This window comes from Micromonospora sp. LOL_013, from assembly GCF_048060315.1.
Taxonomy (GTDB): Bacteria; Actinomycetota; Actinomycetes; order Mycobacteriales; family Micromonosporaceae; genus Micromonospora_E.
In genome coordinates, this window is the sequence record NZ_JBHMIQ010000063.1 from 1 (window position 1) to 17,130 (window position 17,130).

At 70.2% G+C, this 17,130-nt stretch carries 22 protein-coding genes; 11 read left to right on the forward strand and 11 right to left on the reverse strand.

Going from position 1 to position 17,130, the window contains the following annotated elements:
* Window positions 1-23 precede the first annotated feature (23 nt).
* The gene (locus ACFHWS_RS27560; RefSeq protein ID WP_416569494.1) at window positions 24-716 is read right to left on the reverse strand and encodes a helix-turn-helix domain-containing protein; all 693 of its coding nucleotides are present in this window, start codon (window positions 714-716) and stop codon (window positions 24-26) included.
* A gap of 23 nt (window positions 717-739) precedes the next feature.
* Here ACFHWS_RS27560 and ACFHWS_RS27565 point away from each other — a divergent pair, with 23 nt between their 5' ends.
* Window positions 740-1,117, forward strand: a complete 378-nt coding sequence (locus tag ACFHWS_RS27565; RefSeq protein WP_416557260.1) for a hypothetical protein — start codon at window positions 740-742, stop codon at window positions 1,115-1,117.
* On the forward strand, window positions 1,107-1,364 hold the full coding sequence (locus tag ACFHWS_RS27570) for a hypothetical protein (protein ID WP_416569487.1): 258 nt from the start codon (window positions 1,107-1,109) through the stop codon (window positions 1,362-1,364). The genes ACFHWS_RS27565 and ACFHWS_RS27570 overlap by 11 nt, the downstream gene beginning before the upstream one ends.
* 93 nt (window positions 1,365-1,457) lie before the next feature.
* Here the strand turns inward: ACFHWS_RS27570 and ACFHWS_RS27575 are convergent, their stop codons facing one another.
* The 5 genes from ACFHWS_RS27575 to ACFHWS_RS27595 form a co-directional block, all read right to left on the reverse strand.
* Entirely contained in the window at window positions 1,458-1,865 is a 408-nt protein-coding gene (locus ACFHWS_RS27575) for a VOC family protein (protein WP_416557258.1), read from the reverse strand.
* Between the two features lie 10 nt (window positions 1,866-1,875).
* A complete protein-coding gene (locus tag ACFHWS_RS27580) occupies window positions 1,876-2,316 on the reverse strand; it encodes a helix-turn-helix transcriptional regulator (protein ID WP_416557257.1) in 441 nt (146 codons plus the stop codon).
* 81 nt (window positions 2,317-2,397) lie between these two features.
* Window positions 2,398-3,474: a hypothetical protein gene (locus ACFHWS_RS27585; RefSeq protein ID WP_416569488.1), complete on the reverse strand. Its 1,077-nt coding sequence runs from the start codon at window positions 3,472-3,474 to the stop codon at window positions 2,398-2,400.
* An 11-nt stretch (window positions 3,475-3,485) separates the two neighbouring features.
* Complete coding sequence (locus ACFHWS_RS27590) at window positions 3,486-3,890, reverse strand: hypothetical protein (protein ID WP_416569489.1); 405 nt, start codon at window positions 3,888-3,890, stop codon at window positions 3,486-3,488.
* 63 nt (window positions 3,891-3,953) lie between these two features.
* Window positions 3,954-5,108, reverse strand: a complete 1,155-nt coding sequence (locus ACFHWS_RS27595) for a hypothetical protein (RefSeq protein WP_416569490.1) — start codon at window positions 5,106-5,108, stop codon at window positions 3,954-3,956.
* Window positions 5,109-5,211: 103 nt separating this feature from the next.
* On the opposite strand from ACFHWS_RS27595, the gene ACFHWS_RS27600 reads away from it, so the two are divergent.
* Window positions 5,212-5,790, forward strand: a complete 579-nt coding sequence (locus ACFHWS_RS27600) for a hypothetical protein (RefSeq protein ID WP_416557489.1) — start codon at window positions 5,212-5,214, stop codon at window positions 5,788-5,790.
* 108 nt (window positions 5,791-5,898) lie between these two features.
* Here the strand turns inward: ACFHWS_RS27600 and ACFHWS_RS27605 are convergent, their stop codons facing one another.
* Both ACFHWS_RS27605 and ACFHWS_RS27610 read right to left on the reverse strand, forming a co-directional pair.
* Entirely contained in the window at window positions 5,899-6,534 is a 636-nt protein-coding gene (locus ACFHWS_RS27605) for a hypothetical protein (protein ID WP_416557490.1), read from the reverse strand.
* A gap of 65 nt (window positions 6,535-6,599) precedes the next feature.
* Complete coding sequence (locus ACFHWS_RS27610; protein WP_416557491.1) at window positions 6,600-7,217, reverse strand: YcaO-like family protein; 618 nt, start codon at window positions 7,215-7,217, stop codon at window positions 6,600-6,602.
* 131 nt (window positions 7,218-7,348) lie between these two features.
* Here ACFHWS_RS27610 and ACFHWS_RS27615 point away from each other — a divergent pair, with 131 nt between their 5' ends.
* Window positions 7,349-8,278 (forward strand): AfsR/SARP family transcriptional regulator, encoded by a 930-nt coding sequence (locus ACFHWS_RS27615; RefSeq protein ID WP_416557492.1) that lies wholly within the window; start codon window positions 7,349-7,351, stop codon window positions 8,276-8,278.
* Window positions 8,176-8,448 (forward strand): hypothetical protein, encoded by a 273-nt coding sequence (locus ACFHWS_RS27620; RefSeq protein ID WP_416557502.1) that lies wholly within the window; start codon window positions 8,176-8,178, stop codon window positions 8,446-8,448. The genes ACFHWS_RS27615 and ACFHWS_RS27620 overlap by 103 nt, the downstream gene beginning before the upstream one ends.
* A 298-nt stretch (window positions 8,449-8,746) precedes the next feature.
* Here the strand turns inward: ACFHWS_RS27620 and ACFHWS_RS27625 are convergent, their stop codons facing one another.
* Window positions 8,747-9,577, reverse strand: a complete 831-nt coding sequence (locus ACFHWS_RS27625) for a hypothetical protein (RefSeq protein WP_416557493.1) — start codon at window positions 9,575-9,577, stop codon at window positions 8,747-8,749.
* Window positions 9,578-9,766: 189 nt separating this feature from the next.
* Between ACFHWS_RS27625 and ACFHWS_RS27630 the strand changes: the two genes are divergently transcribed.
* The 6 genes from ACFHWS_RS27630 to ACFHWS_RS27655 all read left to right on the forward strand — a co-directional run bounded on the left by ACFHWS_RS27630 (window position 9,767) and on the right by ACFHWS_RS27655 (window position 15,438).
* Entirely contained in the window at window positions 9,767-10,360 is a 594-nt protein-coding gene (locus ACFHWS_RS27630) for a TetR/AcrR family transcriptional regulator (protein ID WP_416557494.1), read from the forward strand.
* A 37-nt stretch (window positions 10,361-10,397) separates the two neighbouring features.
* The gene (locus ACFHWS_RS27635; protein WP_416557495.1) at window positions 10,398-11,579 is read left to right on the forward strand and encodes an FAD-dependent oxidoreductase; all 1,182 of its coding nucleotides are present in this window, start codon (window positions 10,398-10,400) and stop codon (window positions 11,577-11,579) included.
* A 38-nt stretch (window positions 11,580-11,617) separates the two neighbouring features.
* Window positions 11,618-11,959 carry a hypothetical protein gene (locus tag ACFHWS_RS27640; protein WP_416569491.1) on the forward strand — a complete coding sequence of 114 codons (342 nt, stop codon included), beginning with the start codon at window positions 11,618-11,620 and terminating at the stop codon, window positions 11,957-11,959.
* A gap of 10 nt (window positions 11,960-11,969) precedes the next feature.
* Window positions 11,970-12,230, forward strand: coding sequence for an FtsX-like permease family protein (locus tag ACFHWS_RS27645; RefSeq protein ID WP_416557497.1), 261 nt, complete (start codon window positions 11,970-11,972; stop codon window positions 12,228-12,230).
* 202 nt (window positions 12,231-12,432) lie between these two features.
* A complete protein-coding gene (locus ACFHWS_RS27650; protein WP_416557498.1) occupies window positions 12,433-13,113 on the forward strand; it encodes a lytic polysaccharide monooxygenase auxiliary activity family 9 protein in 681 nt (226 codons plus the stop codon).
* Window positions 13,114-13,260: 147 nt separating this feature from the next.
* Complete coding sequence (locus tag ACFHWS_RS27655) at window positions 13,261-15,438, forward strand: HelD family protein (RefSeq protein WP_416569492.1); 2,178 nt, start codon at window positions 13,261-13,263, stop codon at window positions 15,436-15,438.
* 59 nt (window positions 15,439-15,497) lie between these two features.
* On the opposite strand, the gene ACFHWS_RS27660 is transcribed toward ACFHWS_RS27655, so the two are convergent.
* Together ACFHWS_RS27660 and ACFHWS_RS27665 are read right to left on the reverse strand one after the other, a co-directional pair.
* Window positions 15,498-15,941, reverse strand: coding sequence for a hypothetical protein (locus tag ACFHWS_RS27660; protein WP_416557500.1), 444 nt, complete (start codon window positions 15,939-15,941; stop codon window positions 15,498-15,500).
* 9 nt (window positions 15,942-15,950) lie between these two features.
* Complete coding sequence (locus ACFHWS_RS27665; RefSeq protein WP_416569493.1) at window positions 15,951-16,862, reverse strand: ParA family protein; 912 nt, start codon at window positions 16,860-16,862, stop codon at window positions 15,951-15,953.
* Between the last annotated feature and the right edge of the window lie 268 nt (window positions 16,863-17,130).

A 17,130-nucleotide genomic window follows, 5' to 3' on the forward strand; every position in this document is an offset into this window, starting at 1 on the left:
CTACGACATCTGACAAACAATGATCAAGTCAGACATAGAGGAACAACGCCGGGGCCGTGGCCTTTGGCGACGTTCTCCAAGTATGCGGCTGGGTCGACGTCGGGTAGATCGGCGAAGACGAAGCCGCCGCCGAGACCCACGTGCGCCCCGACCTCGGTCGGCAGAATGTGAATCCGCACGTTCGGCATCTCGACGACCTCCTGGAGGTGCTGGAGCTGCCGGTCGAGGATGGCGTGGTCGCCCACCGGCCGGCTCAGCGTTGTCTCGTCGAGGATAAAGATGCACTCGGGCGGATTGTCGCGGGTCAGCAACTCCTGCCGATCCATCCGGATTCGCACCAGCTCCTCGGCCTTTGCTGGCGTGTGCAGGTTGCCTGCGGTGATGATCGCTCGGGCGTACTCCTCGGTTTGTAACAGGCCCGGGATGACCGTCGGTTGGAAGGTGCGGAGGCGGGTGGCTTCGGACTCGATCTTGCGCCAGGCGATGAACCAGGCGGGGGTGCGTTGGCGTTCGGCGCGGTCCAGTAGCTCGGTCAGCAGGCCGCCGGTGTCCAGAGCTACGTCGGCTTCTTCGGCAAACTTGAAGGTCGGCTTGCGTCGGCCGGTCTCGATCGCGGCAATCGTCGACGCACTCCAATTGATCTTCTCGGCGAGCCCGTCCTGGCTTACTCCGGCGGCGACCCGCGCTGCTTTGAGCGCGCGTATCCACATGATCATGTCCACCGCTTACCCCTCCGTACGTGAGTGATTTCACGGGTATGCCGATCCATCCTTACGGGAGAGTGCCGGCGGAGTCCAGAGTGTTCGCAGGAGAAGTTTCCGAGGATCAGCGGAGGGCAGAAATGAGCGTCCTGGTACCAGGTTCCCAACCGCCGGCCATCCCCGAGTTGAGCGAGGATCAGACCCGTGACGTCGCCATCCGGTACGCGACGAGCGTCGTCACCGACCACTGGCCTTCAACAGAGTGGGCCGGCTGCCCGGTCTGCCTGACCGACGGATGCCGCCCGATGGACACCGCGCTGCAATTTCTACGCGTGGAAGACTTCGGGGCGTACGAGTGGTTCGCCGAGCTGCTGCGCGACGGCAAGCCGGTGAAAATGATTAACGATGAGAAATGACCCGCTGGTCAAAGTCGGCGACACGGTTTCGCTGAATATCGGCGACTACTGCTACGGGCTCGGTCGACTCGTACTGCGGGTCACCCGGGTCGACGACGGCGCGCAGCATCCGGGGATCGAATGGGTCCACCTGGTCGGGGTCGAGGTCGTCGGCGGTGAGGACCACCGCTTCCGCTCGATCGTCGTACGGGCGGACGCGCTGCGCCGCCCCGGCGCGGTGACCCGTCCGGCCCGGCGCCGCCCGTGAACTCGTCGAGTGGAGGGCTGGGGTACCTAATTTGTCGAGAATTACGTACCCCAGCCCTCCACTCGACGCGTCGGTGGCGCAGCGGCGGTGCGGCTACTGCGGAAGTCGCTGCGAGAAGCGGATGTTGTTGCCGGACGGGTCGCGGACACCGCAGTCGCGTACCCCGTACGGCTGGTCGATGGGCTCCTGCATGACCTCCGCCCCGGCGGCCCGGACCCGATCGAACGTCGCGTCCACGTCGTCTACCAGGAAGATCAGCCCACTGAGCGAGCCCTTGGCGAGCAGTAGTTCCAGAGTCTCCTGGTCGGCGGCGCGACCCATCGCGGCGACTTCGAGCACGATCTCGACGTCCGGCTGTCCGGGCGGGCCAACAGTCAGCCAGCGGACGCCCTCGAACGGCAGGTCGGTGCGGACCTCCAGGCCGAGCACGTCGCGGTAGAACTTCAGTGCCTCGTCCTGGTCGCGGACAAGCAGGAACGTGTGGGAAAGCTTGATTGTCATGCCAGCGACGCTACGCCGGCCGGCTGACCTGGGCTTCTCCAAACCGACTTGATACTCCGGCCGGGCGGGTCGGGCGGGTGACGGCCTTGACGTAGCAGGCCGGGATGGCCGCACCGGCCGCATGTGACCTGGCCCGGTACGCGCTGGGCGTCTCACCGACCAGCTCGGTGAAGCGGGAGCTGAACGAGCCGAGCGAGGTGAACCCGACCGCCATGCAGACGTCGGTGACGCTCAGGTCGCCACGGCGCAGCAGCGCCTTGGCCCGCTCGACCCGCCGGGTCGACAGGTAGCCGTACGGGCTCTCGCCGTAGGCGGCCCGGAACAACCGGGTGAAATGCGACGGCGACATGTACGCGGCCCGCGCCATCGCCGGCACGTCCAACGGGCGGACGTACTCCCGGTCCAGCAGGTCCCGGGCCCGGCGCAGTCGGACGGCTTCCTCGACGTTCACCCGGTCAGGGTGCCACGCCCCACCGACATCACGGCGTCGTCGTTCAGCCCGACGGAGCCAGGTCAGTCTGCCGGAGTCAGGTCAGTTTGACGGGGTCAGGCCGCGCCGAATGTCGGTGGATGAGGCACCGTGCAGGTCGGGTCGGTTGACGCCCAGCTGGCCGACCACTTGGCGGGCAGCAGCGACGTCCTGGTGCAGTCGGGTGAAGGCGTCCGCCACCTTGGTCTCGTCCTCGACGAACTTCTCGTTTTGTTTGGTCAGCGCGTCCTGCACCGCGACCGCGACGTCCTGCGCGGTGATGCCGCCGATCTCGACGGGCTCGGCGTCGCTGCCCACCTCCAGCCCTTGCGCCAGGGTGCTGGTCGAGATGATCACCGCGCCAACCCAGGCGGCCATGCCGCCGGTGGTGGCGATCAGGGTGCCGACGGCGATGCCGATCAGGGTGCTCCAGGTGTAGCTCTTGGCCGACTTGCCGCCCGCGCCGAGGTCACCGAGGGCGGCGATCGCCTTGTCGAGCAGGTCGAGGACGGCCTTCCGCTGGGCGATCTTGCTGATCTTGTTGGCTTCTAGCAGCTCCTTCGCGATGCGGGCGGCCGCAGCCTGGCAGGCCAGCCCGTTCTCCAGCGGGGCGACGAAGTTGCCGATGAACGTCTGCTGGAACGAACCCTCCCAGTGGTTCTCCATCTGGTCGCGGACGGTCTGCAGCCCGGTCAGCCCCATGTCGCGGTTGCCGATATCGCCGGCCTCGGCAACCGGCCCGCCGAACATCGCGGCGATCGTGCCGAGACTCTCGATGGCCGGGTTAGCCTCGTCCGGATCCGGCGTCAGATAGCTCTCGAAGGTGGGAACGACCCAGGCGTAATGTTCGTTCTCGATCGCGTACTCCCACTGCCTGATCTCCGCCTCGGTGAGGACCACTTCCTCGTTCGGCAGCCCGGGGCCGTTCTCGATGATGACGGAGAATGCTCCGGAGGTGACGGTGAACGCCGGCTGGTCCGGGTTGGCCTTGTTGTATTCCTCCAGCAGAGCGTCGAGGTAGGAGTTCATGTCCTGCAGGGTCTGCCGGACGAACTCCTGCCGCAGCTGCTCAGCCTTCTGCGTCAGCTCCGGCACGAAGCTCGGATTCGCGTACTCGGCCGGGGTGTCGGCGTTGCCCATGGTCGCCCCCTTCAGGAACCGTCGGACCGGCGTGGGGCGGGGATCGGCGTGCCGGGGTCGTCCTCGGACCCCGGTGCCGGCGGCGCGATCGCCGGGTCGTTGGAGTTGCGCCACGGGTCGGCGAGAAGCGCCTGAAGCTCGCTTGCTGCCTGTGCGTCGGTCGCCTCGTACGCGAGCCGGGCGTCCCGCACGGCGGTAGCACCGTCCAGCACCACACCGCCGATCTCGGCGTACATGTCCTGCAGTTCGTAGCGCAACGTGTTCCACATGGTCAGGGCGAAGATCAGCCCGGACGCGCTGTCCGCCCCGGCGACCAGCCGGTTCGCGTCGTAGTAGACGTCCGCCACGCGCGGCAGCAGCGCCTCAGACACCCGCCACAGCGCGTACAGGTCACCACCGGTGACATCCTCCGGCATCGCCATCACCCCCGGTTGACGGTCAGTGGAACCGCTCGGGCGGTTTGCCGAGCGGTGGTGCGTTCATGCTTTGCGGCGGCGTACCGCGACGACCGCGACCAGCAGCGTCACCGCGACCGCGACCCCGGCGGCCAGCACCCACCACGGCCGTACCGCGCCGTCGGGATCCGCGTCGCCGCCGTTGCCCGGACCGACGGCGGAGATCGCCGGCAGCTCCAACCGGTACACCTTGTGCTGGAGCGGGTCGACCAGGTAGCCGAGCTCGTCGTCCACCATGGTCAACGGGCCGGCGAACGACGGACCCGCCAGCAGGGTCTCCACCCGGCCGTCTGGGTGGAAGCGGTAGAGGCCGTCGTCGGCAGACAGATACCGGGCGTTCGCGGTGGCGGCCAGGTAGAGGTTGCCCTGCCAGGCGCCGGCGGGGATCGACGCCGACTGCGATTCGGAGTACGCCCATCGGCTGTCGCCGTCGCGGACCACCGCGCGCATCACGTTGTCGGACAGGCCGTACAGCAAGGTGCTCGCCACCCAGCGGTCGCCGTCGGGGTCGTCCGCCGTTGAGATCGGCGCGTACGGGAAAGTGAACGTCGTCGCGTCGCCGCCCGCCACCAGCCCGACGTCGCCGCTGCCGATCAAAGTGTCGATGACGCCGTCGGCGTCGATCCGCCGGACCCGGTAGTTGCGCAGGTCGCCGAAGACCAGCCCGCCGTTGGCGTCGACGGTCAGGCCACTGACGTCGCGGAGTTGCGCCTCGACGGCCGGCCCGCCGTCACCGGCGAACCCGGCCTCGTTGCTGCCCGCCACCGGGGCGACGTCACCGCCGGGCGACAGAGCGAGGATCCGGGCGTTGCCGCTGTCACCGATGTAGGTATTCCCGGCGCTGTCGACCGCCAGACTGCTCGGATAGCTCAGGCTGACCTCGCCGACGGGGACGGTGCGGATCACGCCGTCGGTGGATATCGCCCGGACGACCCCGTTGCCGGTGTCGGCGACGTACACGACCCCGTCCGGTGTGACGGCGACCCCACCGGGCTGGTTCAGCGCGGCCGCCGTGGCAGGACCGTCGTCGCCGGAGTATCCGGCCTCACCGGTTCCGGCGTACAGCGTCGCCGTCGCTCCGTCGGCCGGAGCCGCCGCGCCGGCCAGTGCCGGCAGCGGGATACCGACTGTCGCCGTTGCGACGAGTGCCGCGGCGAGCCCGCGCGCTGTTCGTTTCACCGCCTAGTCTTAACACAGAGTGGCAATCGATTGTTGTCTCGTCGCTGTCGTCGCCCGGGTCGGGTTTTGACGGTGGCCAGGTGACCTGCGGAACGGGGGAGAGATGAGCGAGCCCGACCCGGACCGGCGACCGCCGATCTCCGCGTCGTCCCCGGACGGTGCGATCTGGGCGGACACCACCGACGGCACGGACCTGCGGATCAGCTTCAGCTACGCGGCGTACGGTCGCTACACCGACGACACCCTCGCCCACCAGCTGAGCCGGCTCGGTCAGGCGATGTGGGTCGCGTTCCAGCGGTCCCAGGACGAGCTCCACGAACGACGGTCGGCGTCGTTCCGGGTCATCGTCAGCGCGCCGGCCCGACCCGAGCAGACACCAGGGCAGGCCGCGTACACGCGGGCGCTCAACGAGGTGGTCGCGTCCGGCGGCTCGCCGGACGGTTCGATCACGGTACGCACCACCGGTGCCCTCTCCTGGACCGTGCAGCTCGCCGAGGGCACGGTCACCCGGCTGGGCGAGAGCGCGTTCGTCTCCCAGCTGACCGCGGCCGTGCAGGCGATGCTGGCCGACCGGGAGCGCAAGATCGCCGCGTTGAAGGCCGAGTTCCTTGACCTGGGGGTGCCGAAGCGCTGGACCGCCCTGCTGAATCAACTACGTAGCCACAACCGCGCCCAGGCATAGCCGCTGGTAGCCGAAATCCAGGACGCTGCCTCGTCACTAGGCTGGCAGTCTTCAACATGTCGCATCAAACTCGTGATTGAGTCTGGTCGACTGACTCTGGCTCCGGGGTCAGCCTGGTTCGGTGTCCTCGGGCCGACGAAGGCTCCGGGAGCGGGCGGCGCGCCACCCTGGGCCGACGACAGCCACCAGGCCGATGGCGCCGACGCCACCGAACCACGCTGTAGTGATCGTTCGTGCCGCGTCCAGCCCGGGGATACAGGAGGTGGTCAGCGGCTCTCGCTGACCGAGTGGGTCGATGTCGACCTCGACCTTCGTGCTGACCGGCTCGGCCGGCCCGCAGAACGGAACCCAGCCGAGATCGTCGCCGCCGGCGGACAGCTGGTAGCTGGGGCGGCACAGTTCGGTGCCCGGCACGCACCCGTCACGGACATCGGTGACCTCGGCGGTGACCTGTTCGCCGTACGGCGAAAGGTTGCCTTCGCCGTACGCGGCGGCGAAGGCGAGACTGAGCGCTCCGACTGTGATCCCCAGCAGTGTGCGTCCGGTGATGACGACCGTCGTCAACCGGCTGGCCCGGTTACCAGAAGGCACGCGAACGGGCCAGATGGCGGCGACTACGTAGGCGGCTGCAGCTGCCCACAGCACCAGGACGGCCGTGACGGAGGTGAGTCCCGGTTCCTGGCCCAACAGGAAGCCGCTGAGGAGGGTCAGCAGCACCGCTGCGCCGAGCCACAGCATCGCCATGCTGCCGATTGTCCGCGCGCCGGGCCCGCCGCGCCAGGGCAGCCGGCCCAGCGCAATGATCAACGTCAGCTATCTGACATCGTGCACGGATTCTGGCCGCACTCCGTTGTTCTTGACCGCCATGCCGCGCTTCCCCGGCACCACCACCTGTCCGTCGGTGACGAGCATGAACCGCTCCAGGCCGGGGACGAAGATGTTGACCACGGCCAGGTTTCCGGTGACGTAGTGGTCACGCTGCAGCGGTGCAAGCCGCGTCTGGTGAGGGCATGAACGAGCTCGTCGAAATGGCCGGCGGCCGTGTCCGGCGCTTCCGTGTCCCGGTACGGCACCAGGATGGCGTCGCCGAGCCGGGTACTGAAGTCGCTTCGGTAACAGGCATGGAGCGCGGGATAGGGCGTCGTCCAGTCATGCCGGACGGGCGTCATGGCGGCGAACGCGGAGTGGATGTTCCCGAGGGAGGACGCCAGGTGGATCTGGACCAGCTCGCTCACCGCACGGGCGATCGCATAGTGGCGGGAGAGCGAGGCGCCGCAGCTGCGGATCCGAGCCGGTTCGCCGTCGCGGGTAGGAAGGTAGGCGAAGATCGCCGGCACGCCCAAATCGGTGGTCATGTCGATCAGGTGCAGCCGCCGGCCGGTGATGGTCTCCGCAGCACACACCAGGGCTGCGAGGTTGTCCGGCAACGTGCTCGCCTCGATGAGGACCAGCGGGGACCTTCGCGGGCCCGGCTGTAGGTGAACCCATAGACGGGGTGTGGACGGCGAGATGAGGGTGGATTCGTGAAACGCCGCCGTCGCGGTCGTCTGCGCCTGACATGGAATCTCTTCGAATCAATCTACTCGGCGTGGTGTGCGGCCGCCGGGGCTCTGCCGATCTCGACATGGGAAGCCCGCAGCAACAGGCCCTGCTCGTCGTCCTTCTCCTGCGGCCGGGTCAGGCGGTGAGCGCAGCCGTTCTGATGGAAGCACTGTGGGGCGACGACCCGCCGGTCACGGCGACGAAGAGCCTCCGCACGTACGCTTGGCGCTGGCGCAAGGTGCTGGAAAAGGACGTTGCCCAGCCCCGGCTCCTGACGACCGTCGGTGACGGCTATCGCCCGGAGGTGCCGGAGGACGCCATTGACGTGCGGTGCGCCGAGGCGCTGGCCCGTCGCGCCCGTCGCGCCAGCCGGGCCGGCGACGCGAGGAGCGCCCGCGCGATGCTGGCCGCCGCCGGGCGATACCACCTGCATCCCCTCGTGCGGTCGTTCGCCCTCGCCCAGGACGTCGCCGGGGGAGCCGCAGCGACCGGGGCCGCCGGGCAGCCGTTGGACAGCCTCGCGAGCGCCTGGCGCCGGGCAGCCGCAGAGCTGCCGAACATCGTCGCGCTGGGCAGGCAGATGGCGGCCGGCGAGGCGGACCTTCTTCGTCGCTTGGTGGATCTGATGATCGCGATGTCACCGTCCGGGCCGGACCCACGCGCGGAACCGACGATCGAATTGTTGTCTTTGTTGTACGCGGCGGCGGACCATGCGGCGGCGGACTGCGCGGGCGACGGGAAAGTGGCCGAGCGCGCGCGACCAAGATCGCCGCCCGCCTGTGCGCCGAGCATGACGACATCGCGATCCTGCGGCAGGCGTTGGACAACCTGGGGCTGCTGGCGCTGCGTCTCGGTGACTACGACGCTGCCGCCACCCCTTTCGAGGAGGCGATCGGGCTGGCCCGCCGGCTACGCCATCGCACCGGCGAGTTCGTGTCGATCGTAAACGTGGCACTGACCGAGCTCAATCGTGGACGGTCGGCCGAGGCCGAGGTCGCCTGCCGGGAGGCCCTGGACTCGTTCGACGATCTGTTGGACGACGGCGCGACCGCGTACGCGTGGTATGTCAATGGTTCGGCCGGTGCCTCGATCTGTCTGTGTCAGCCGGTCTGCTAGGGCGGAAGGCGAGGGCGCGTTGCCGGCTGGCGGACGCCTTGCGGGAGACCGGCGAGCTGGAGCTGACTCTCCGGCATGCCGACTGGCGGCCGGTCACTGTGAGCGGCTGGGCGACCAGCGAGATCAGGCCTACGCCTACGCGGTGCTCTCCCGGGTGCTGCACGCGCTCGGCGCCGACCGGGAGTCCCGCGAACAGCTGATCCTGGCCCACGACCTGTTCACCGTGCTCGGCCTGCGGAGGCCGCCGAAACCGGACGGCAACTCGCCCGGCGTCCCTGACCGGCCGCAAGCAACCGGGCTAGCCGCGCAGGACGACGGTGTCGAGAACGTCGAAGCGGGTCGGGGCGTCGCGGCGGCTGCCGACCAGGAACGCTACCTCGCGGCCGGGCTGGCACAGCGGCCACCAGAACTCGCCGACCAGCGCGCGCCGCAGCGGCAGCCCGCAGTAGCGCTGCCGCTGGCGTTGGTAGGCCACCACGTCCCGGTCGCGCAATTCCTGTACGTGGCTACGGCAGACCGGATGGTGACAGTGGTAGCGGTAGGCGACGGTGAACGGCGGTCGGCGTAGCAGGTCGTGCACCACCGGACGGAAAAGGTCGGGCTCGGTGCGGCGCCAGGTGGCGGCGGACCAGCGTTCGGCGGGCGGTGCCACCGGGGTCCGGTTGACCCGTACGTAGCGCAGCTCGGCGACCCGGATCAGGGCCAGGGACTGGGCGTCGGGACGCCGCGCCGCGGAGTCTTCCAGGTCGCACATGGACCATTCGGCGTGGCGGTGCAGGATCGCGGCGCGTCCGGGCCACCGCCGGGCTTCGTGGCGGACCCGCAGAGTTGCGGCGTGGATCCGCCAGCTTTCCGGGCGGGGGTCGTCCGGGTTTGGCCGAGCGACAGCCGTGACGATGTCGTAGCGCCGCACCGGCGCAGCCTGGCTGAGCGGGTGGGCGGGGATCTCGTCGAACCGGATCCAGTGCTGGGGGCCGTCGAGGCGGAGACCGACGAGGGTGGTCATCGCGCCGTGTGCCGCGGACGGCACCGGCGGGGTGACACCAGTGACCAGGACCTGCATCCGGGTCGCACCGCTGTCCTTGCCCGGTGGTGGTTCGTAGTGTGGCGTCCGGTACAGCTCGCTCACGCACGCCTCCGGCTGTGGGGTAGCCATTGGTGATTGGGCGACTACTCATTGCGAACAGGGTTGCACGGGTGGCGCCTCCAAATCCAGAGCTGATTTCGCGGACCGGGTTGGCGTGGTATCGTGTTGGGCATTTGCCCAATACGAACGTTCAGGGCGACCGCCCAACGGCTGCTGCCCCGGAGGTGGGAGATGACGCAGACCGCCGCCGAACGCGGCCGGCAGGTGCGGGCCCGGCTGCGCGCCGCCGCAGTCGAGTTGATCGTTGAGCGCGGCTGGGCCGCGGTCAGCACCCGGCTCGTCGCAGACCGGGCCGGGGTCGCCCCCGGGCTGGTCCACTACCACTACGCCTCGGTGCGGGCACTGCTGATCGAGGCAGCCACCGGCACGATGACCGACCTCGCCGGCGAGCTGGACGCTCTGCTCACCGGGGCGGTGAGCCCCGAGGCCGGAGTACGGGCCCTGCTCGCCGCCCTCGACGGATACTCCGGCACCGACCCGACTTCGCTGCTGTTCGTCGAGGCGTACCTGGCCGCCGCCCGCGACGCCGAGTTGCGTCAGGTGCTGACCGGCATCCTCGACGGGCTGCGCGGCCGGATCGCCGACTGGCTGGCCGGCCACGGCGTCGCCGACCCGCCGGGCAGCGCCGCCGTGCTGGCCGCTGCCCTCGACGGCCTCATGCTGCACCGTCCACTGTCATCCGACCTCGCCTCGGACGCGGTCGCCGGACCGCTGATCCGCCTGGTCGCCACCGACACCACCGACACCACCGACACCACAGCATGAGCACCACCGACAACGCCACGACGGAAGGGGACCGACAGTGAAGGCGGTCATCTGCGGCGCCGGGATCGCCGGGCTGGCCCTGGCCCACCGGCTGGACGCCGCCGGCTGGGCGGTGACCGTCCTCGAACAGGCGCCGGCGCCGCGAACCGAGGGCTACATGATGGACTTCTTCGGGCCGGGCTACGACGCCATCGAACGGATGCGGCTGCTGCCGCAACTGCACGAGTCCGGCTACCAGGTCACCGCGCTGACCTACCGGGACGACCAGGGCCGCCGCCGGGCCAGCCTCAGCTACTCCCGGTTCGCCGACATCGTCGACGGTCGGCTGGTCAGCATCATGCGTCCCGACCTGGAACGGATTCTGCGCGAGGCGCTGCCCGGCCGGGTCGCGCTACGCTACGGCAGCCGGCTGGCCCGCATCGACCACCGCGCCGACCGGGTCGACGCCACCACCGTCGACGGCACCGTCCACCGGGCCGACCTGCTGGTCGGCGCCGACGGCATCCACTCCACGGTCCGCCGGCTGACCTTCGGCGACGAACGGCACTTCCTGCGCCACCTCGGCTTCCACACCGCCGCCTGGGTGTTCGACGACCCGGCGGCCCGCGACGCCGTCGGCGACGAGTTCGCCCTCACCGACAGCACCCGGCGCCAGCTCGGCTGCTACGTGCTGCGCGATGGGCGGATCGCCGTCTTCGCCGTGCACCGCACCACCGACCCGCAGCTGCCGGCCGATCCCCGGTCGGCCCTGCGCCAGGAGTACGCCGGCCTCGGCTGGATCGCGCCGCAGGCGCTCGCCGCCTGCCCACCCGCCGACGACATCTACTACGACCAGGTCGCCCAGATTGAGCTGCCGGCCTGGAGCCAGGGCCGGGTGGTCCTGGTCGGCGACGCCTGCCAGGCGGTGTCCCTGCTCGCCGGGCAGGGCGCCTCGCTGGCCGTCGCCGGGGCGGAAACCCTGTCCGCCGAGCTGACCCGGGCACTCGACCCCGCCGCCGGCGCCGACCCCGGCATGCTGGCGATAGCGCTGCGCCGCTACGAGACCGCGATGCGACCGGTCGTCACCGACAAACAGCAGGTGGCCCGGCGGGGGGTCCGCTGGTTCGTGCCGGAGCACCGGTGGTGGCTGCACGTACGGCGGGCCGCGCTGGCCGCCGCCGGGCTGCCCGGCATGGACCGGGTCATCGCCGGAGCCATGGTCGGCAAGTCCAGCACCTGACCCGCGGCAACGGCCGCCGGGCCCAGTGCCTGACCTGGGTGCGCGCGCAGCATGCCGGTGCCGACTCCGACCCCGCCGAGCTGGGTGATCCGCGGCCGCGGGCTGCTGGTGGCGGCCCCGCTGCTCGCCCGCCCAGCTACGCCGGCGTCGGCGCGGAGGCCGCCCGGGAGGCGGTGGTCGTCAGCTACCCGTTCGTGACGTTCGTCGACCGGGCAGCGTACGCCGAGGCGCGTACCGGCACCGTCGACACGGTGCTGCGGTTCGTGCTGGCGCTGCTGGCCCTGGCGATTTTCGTCTCGCTGCTCGGGCTGGCCAACACCCTGACTCTGTCGGTGGTCGAACGGATCCGGGAGCCCGCCCTGCTGCGGGTGTCGGTGTGACCCGGGCCAGTTGCGCCGGATGCTCGCCACCGAGGCGGTGCTGACGGCGGTCAGTGGTACGGCGGGTGGCATCGCAGTCGGAGTGGCCGGGGCGGCGAGCGCGCTCGCCGTGCTCAACCGTGCCGAGGACGACGTCTTCCGGCCGGACCTACCGTGGCCGCAGCTCGGGGTCGTCGTCGCGGTGGCGGCGGTGGCCGCGCTGGTCGCCTCGGTGCTGCCGGCCCGCCGGGCGCTGCGCCAGCCGGTCGTCGAGTCGCTGGCGGCCGACTAGGTCGGCGACTGTTGATCGCTGATTGCCAGATCAACGCTTTCCTGGATCGGAAACTGCCTGGATCCGCTGCGGGGGGCGACTTCGGGCAGTCCGACAAAGACAGATATCTATAGACGATCATTGATATTCGGACCAATGGATGCGATAGTCGGGTGGAAGCGCTCCCGCACCCGTTTGAGCGCCCAGGAATGGAGGACGAACCGTGCGTTCACGCAACCTCGACCAACCCGGTCGGCGATCCCGGCCGCCCGCCCGCCAGCCTGTTCGAGCGCTTGTTCTGCTGCTCGCCCTGATGGCCGGCATGCTGCCGTTCACCGGCGCGGCGCAGGCTCACGGCACCATCGTCAACCCGGCGAGCCGCGCCTACCAGTGCTGGCAGGACTGGGGACACCAGCACATGAACCCGGTTATGCAGCAGCAGGACCCGATGTGCTGGCAGGCCTTCCAGGCCAACCCGGACACCATGTGGAACTGGATGAGCGCGCTGCGCGACGGGCTTGGCGGCAACTTCCAGGGCCGCACCCCCGATGGGCAGCTGTGCAGTAACGCGCTGTCTCGAAACAACAGTCTGAACCAGCCCGGACAGTGGAAGAAGACCAACGTCGGCCGCAACTTCACGATCCACTTGTACGACCAGGCCAGCCATGGCGCCGACTTCTTCCGGGTCTACGTGAGCAAGAACGGGTTCAACCCCGCTACCCAGCGGCTCGGGTGGGGAAACCTCGACTTCATCACCCAGACCGGCCGGTACGCGCCGGCACAGAACATCAGCTTCAACGTTTCGACCTCCGGCTACACCGGACACCACATTGTCTTCGTGATCTGGCAGGCGTCCCACCTCGACCAGGCCTACATGTGGTGCAGTGACGTGAACTTCGTCTGATCGGCAGGCCGACGAACGACGGCACGGCACGCCCGCCGGCCCCGGACATCCGCGTCCCGGGCCGGCGGTCCTGCACACTCGGGGGCTGTCCGACCCCCACCCGCACCGGTACGGTGTGCCGGGTCTGCCGACCCGGGGAGCGTGCACATGGCCGACATGTCAGCGGAGATCGCCGCCGAACAGGCGTACTTCGACGCCGCCGCCCGGGAGCGCGACCGGCGGGTGGCCGCGCTCGCCTCGCTGGCGAGCAGCGGGGCCGACCGGGCCACCGCCGCCCGGCTGCGCCGCCACGCCGAAGCCGTCACCCGGGCCCTCGGCGGCGCTGCCGACGCGGTCGCGTTCGGCCGCATCGACGACGAGTCCGGCGAAGCGTACTACCTCGGGCGGCACCTGATCGGCTCGCCCGACGGCGGTGACCCGCTGGTGATCAACTGGCAGTCGCCGGCCGCCGCCCGCTACTTCACCGCAAACCCGGACGACCCCCAGGGCCTGGTGCGTAGACGCGGATTCCAGTGCACCGGCAACGTCATCGACGATTTCGACGACGTCCTGTTCGCCGAAATCGCCGCCGGGATCGCGGGCGGGATCGCGGGCGGGTCGGCCGACGGGTCGGGTCGGGCCGACGTCGACGTACACCTGCTCACCGAGCTGGCCCGGGGCCGCACCGGCACGTTGCGCGACATCGTCGCCACCATCCAGGCCGCCCAGTACGAACTGATCCGCGCCCCGCTACAGCAGGTCCTGGTGATCGAGGGCGGCCCGGGCACCGGCAAGACCGCCATTGCCCTGCACCGGGTCTCCTGGCTGCTGTTTCAGCATCCCGAGCTGACCGCCGACGACGTACTCGTGGTCGGCCCGCATCCGACGTTCATGCGCTACATCGGCCAGGTGCTGCCTGGGCTCGGCGACGCCGAGGTCGAGCTGCGCGACATCAGCCGGCTCGCCCCGACGGTACGGCGTGGCCGGGCCGAGCCGGCGGCGGTGGCCCGGCTCAAGGGTGACGCCCGGCTGGCCGGCCTGCTCGACCGGGCGCTGCGCAACCGGATCGGCACCCCGGACCCGGCGGAGCGGCTGCTGCTGGGCAGCCGGTTCGTCACCCTGCCCGGCGAGCAGGTGCAGCAGGCGCTCGACGCCGCCGCCGGAGCCGACCTGCCGTACAACGATCGCCGTCAGCTGTTCCGTGACCGGCTCGCCGACCTGGTCCAGGACCGGTCCGGTGTCGACCCGCGCGGCGAACCGGCGTTGGTCAACCTGGTCGAGCGGCTCTGGCCGCAGCAGAGCCCGGCGGCGTTCCTGCGCGGCCTGCTGGCTTCCCGGCCCCGGCTGCGCGCCGCCACCGGCCCGGCCGCGGACGGGTTCACCGCCGACGAGTTGGCGCTGCTGCACCGGCGCGGCGCCGACCGGATCTCCGAAGAGATCTGGTCCGCCGCCGACCTGCCGCTGCTCGACGAACTGGAACAGTTGATCGACGGCGGGCCGCCGCGCCGGTACGGGCACGTGGTGGTCGACGAGGCGCAGGACCTGTCACCGATGCAGCTGCGGGCGGTGACCCGACGCAGCCGCACCGGCTCGTGCACGGTCATCGGCGACCTGGCCCAGTCGACCGGCGGTTGGGCCCGGGACAGCTGGGACGAGGTGACCCGACATCTGCCGACGACCTGCCCGGTGCGGGTCGCGCCGCTGCGGTACGGCTACCGGGTGCCCCGCCAGGCGTACCAGTTCGCTGCCCGGCTGCTGCCGGTCGCCGCGCCCGGCGTGACACCACCGGAAGTGGTCCGGGACGGTCCGGCCGAACCCGGCGTGCACCGGGTCGGGCTCACCGAGCGGGCCGGTCGGGTCGTCGCCGTAGCCGGTGAGCACGCCGCGCGGGGCGCGTTCGTCGGCGTCGTCTGCCCGCCGCGCTGCCGCCGCGAGGTCGAGGCGGCGCTCGCCGACAACGGACTCGCCTGGAGCAGCGCCCAGCAGGGCGACCTCGGCGCGGCGATCAACCTGGTCAGCCCGATCGAGGCGAAAGGCCTGGAGTTCGACGCCGTGGTGGTCGTCGAGCCGGAACAGATCGTCGCCGACGACGAGCGCGGCCACCGGATGCTGTACGTCGCGTTGACCCGAACCACCGGCCATCTGGACGTGGTCTGTGTCGGCGACCCGCTGCCACTGACCACGCGGTACCGCCCGGATCCGGGTTCGGCCGACGAGCAGCCCGACTTCACCGAACGGTCCGCCCGCCTGCTCGCCGAGCATCTCGCCGGTCAGCTGCGCGCCGGTGCGCCGGCCGCGCACTGGGCGGAAGTCCTCGACGAGGTACGCCGCCAGCTCGCCGACTGACCACCCGCAACCGACTTGCCACAGTGCGGAGCTACTGGCTGGCCAGTGCTGCGCTGTCGTCAGGAGCTGCTGGCGGGGCGGCTGAGTACCGCCGAGGTGAGCCGTCGGCCGACAGTCGCCTGGACGATGTTCTTCTGGATGACGGCCTTGGCGGCCCGGCTCGGCAGCGCCACCCCGAGTTCGACGGCCAGGGCCCGTAGCTCGGCGACCTTCAGCCCGAGATCGTCGAGGTAGCGTCCGGCGGCCACCCGGTCGTCGATCGCCGCCAGGTCGGCGCGGATCCGGTCGGTGTCGACGACGACCGCCGGCTTCGTCGCCTTGGCGGCCCGGCTCCGGCGGGCTGCTGCCGGTGCCGCAGGCTGCTGCGGCCCGGACGTGGCGGTGGCGACGGTCAGCTGCGCGGTGCCGTCGGCGAGCGCGGCCAGTTGCTCCGGCGGCAGGGTACGGAGGAAGTCCGCGACCCGGATCAGGACGGCGTGGGACAGGTCGGCGGCGCTGGTCACGTGACTCTCCTACGGGCGGATCTTGGCGAGGAACTCGCTGGCGAGCTGTTGCAACTCGTACTGGACGTTGACGTTCGCGTCCGGCATGAGGGCCGCGGGCAGGCCGTGCTCGCCGGCTGAGGCGAACACCGTCTTGTTGTCGCGGATCATCTGCTGGAAGCGCGGGATCTCGATGGTCGCAGGATGGCCGATGAAGTTGCGCAGCGCCAGCAGCGGCCCGTGCCCGGTGTACTGGACCATCGTGAAGACGATGCCGAGGATCTCCGGGCTGATCTGGTCGGCCCGGCCCGCCGCGACCCGGTTGTAGTCGGTCACCAGCTCGGAGACCTTCTTGCGCAGGTAGTCGATGCCGAGCGTGGACAGGTAGTCCGGCCGGGCCGGGATCAGGATGTGGTCGCTGGCGACCACCCCGGTGCGGGTGACCATGGTGAAATTCGGTGGGCAGTCGACCAGGACGACCTGGTAGTCAGTGAAGGCAGGCGCGGCGAGCGCCTCGGCGAGCGCCCGGTGCAGGGACAGGAAACGCGGGCTGCCGTGCTGGAACCGCGATCCGCCCAGGCTGGCGGCGAAGTCGAGGTCGGCGTCGGTGAGCATCAGATGGGACGGCACCAGGTCCAGCCGACCTGTGCTGTGCTGACCGATCACCTCGTTGACCGTGGGCGGGGTGAGCAGGTAGCGGTCCAGCGGCGCGGCACCGCCCCGGTCCAGCACCTCACCGAACCACTGCAGGATGGTCCGTTCGTCGGCCAGCTCCCGCTCCCACATGGTCGGTTCGACGAAGGAAAAGGTCAGGCTCGCCTGCGGGTCCAGGTCGATCAGCAGCACCCGGTGCCCTCGGTACGCGAGTTCAGCCCCGATGTTGGCGGTGACGGTGGTCTTGCCGACACCACCTTTGTAGTTGATGACGGACACCACGGTCATCGGACGCTCCGCACACACATGGTCAGCAGCATGCCACGTGGATGTGTGCGGTGAGCTTGATGCCCCACGTGCCGCAAGATGCGCCTGTGGCGTCAGCCGCGCTCAGATCGACCGCCCCTCGGTGGGCTGTATGACGGCTCTCAGGCCGGCGCGGAATGATGCGGCGGGCAAGGTCGTTGTGCATGGTCGCGCCACGCACTCCGGCCCGCGGCAGCCCGGCTCAGGCCGCCGGCCACCAGGCCCAGGCCCGTAGCCGTTGAGCACCGGC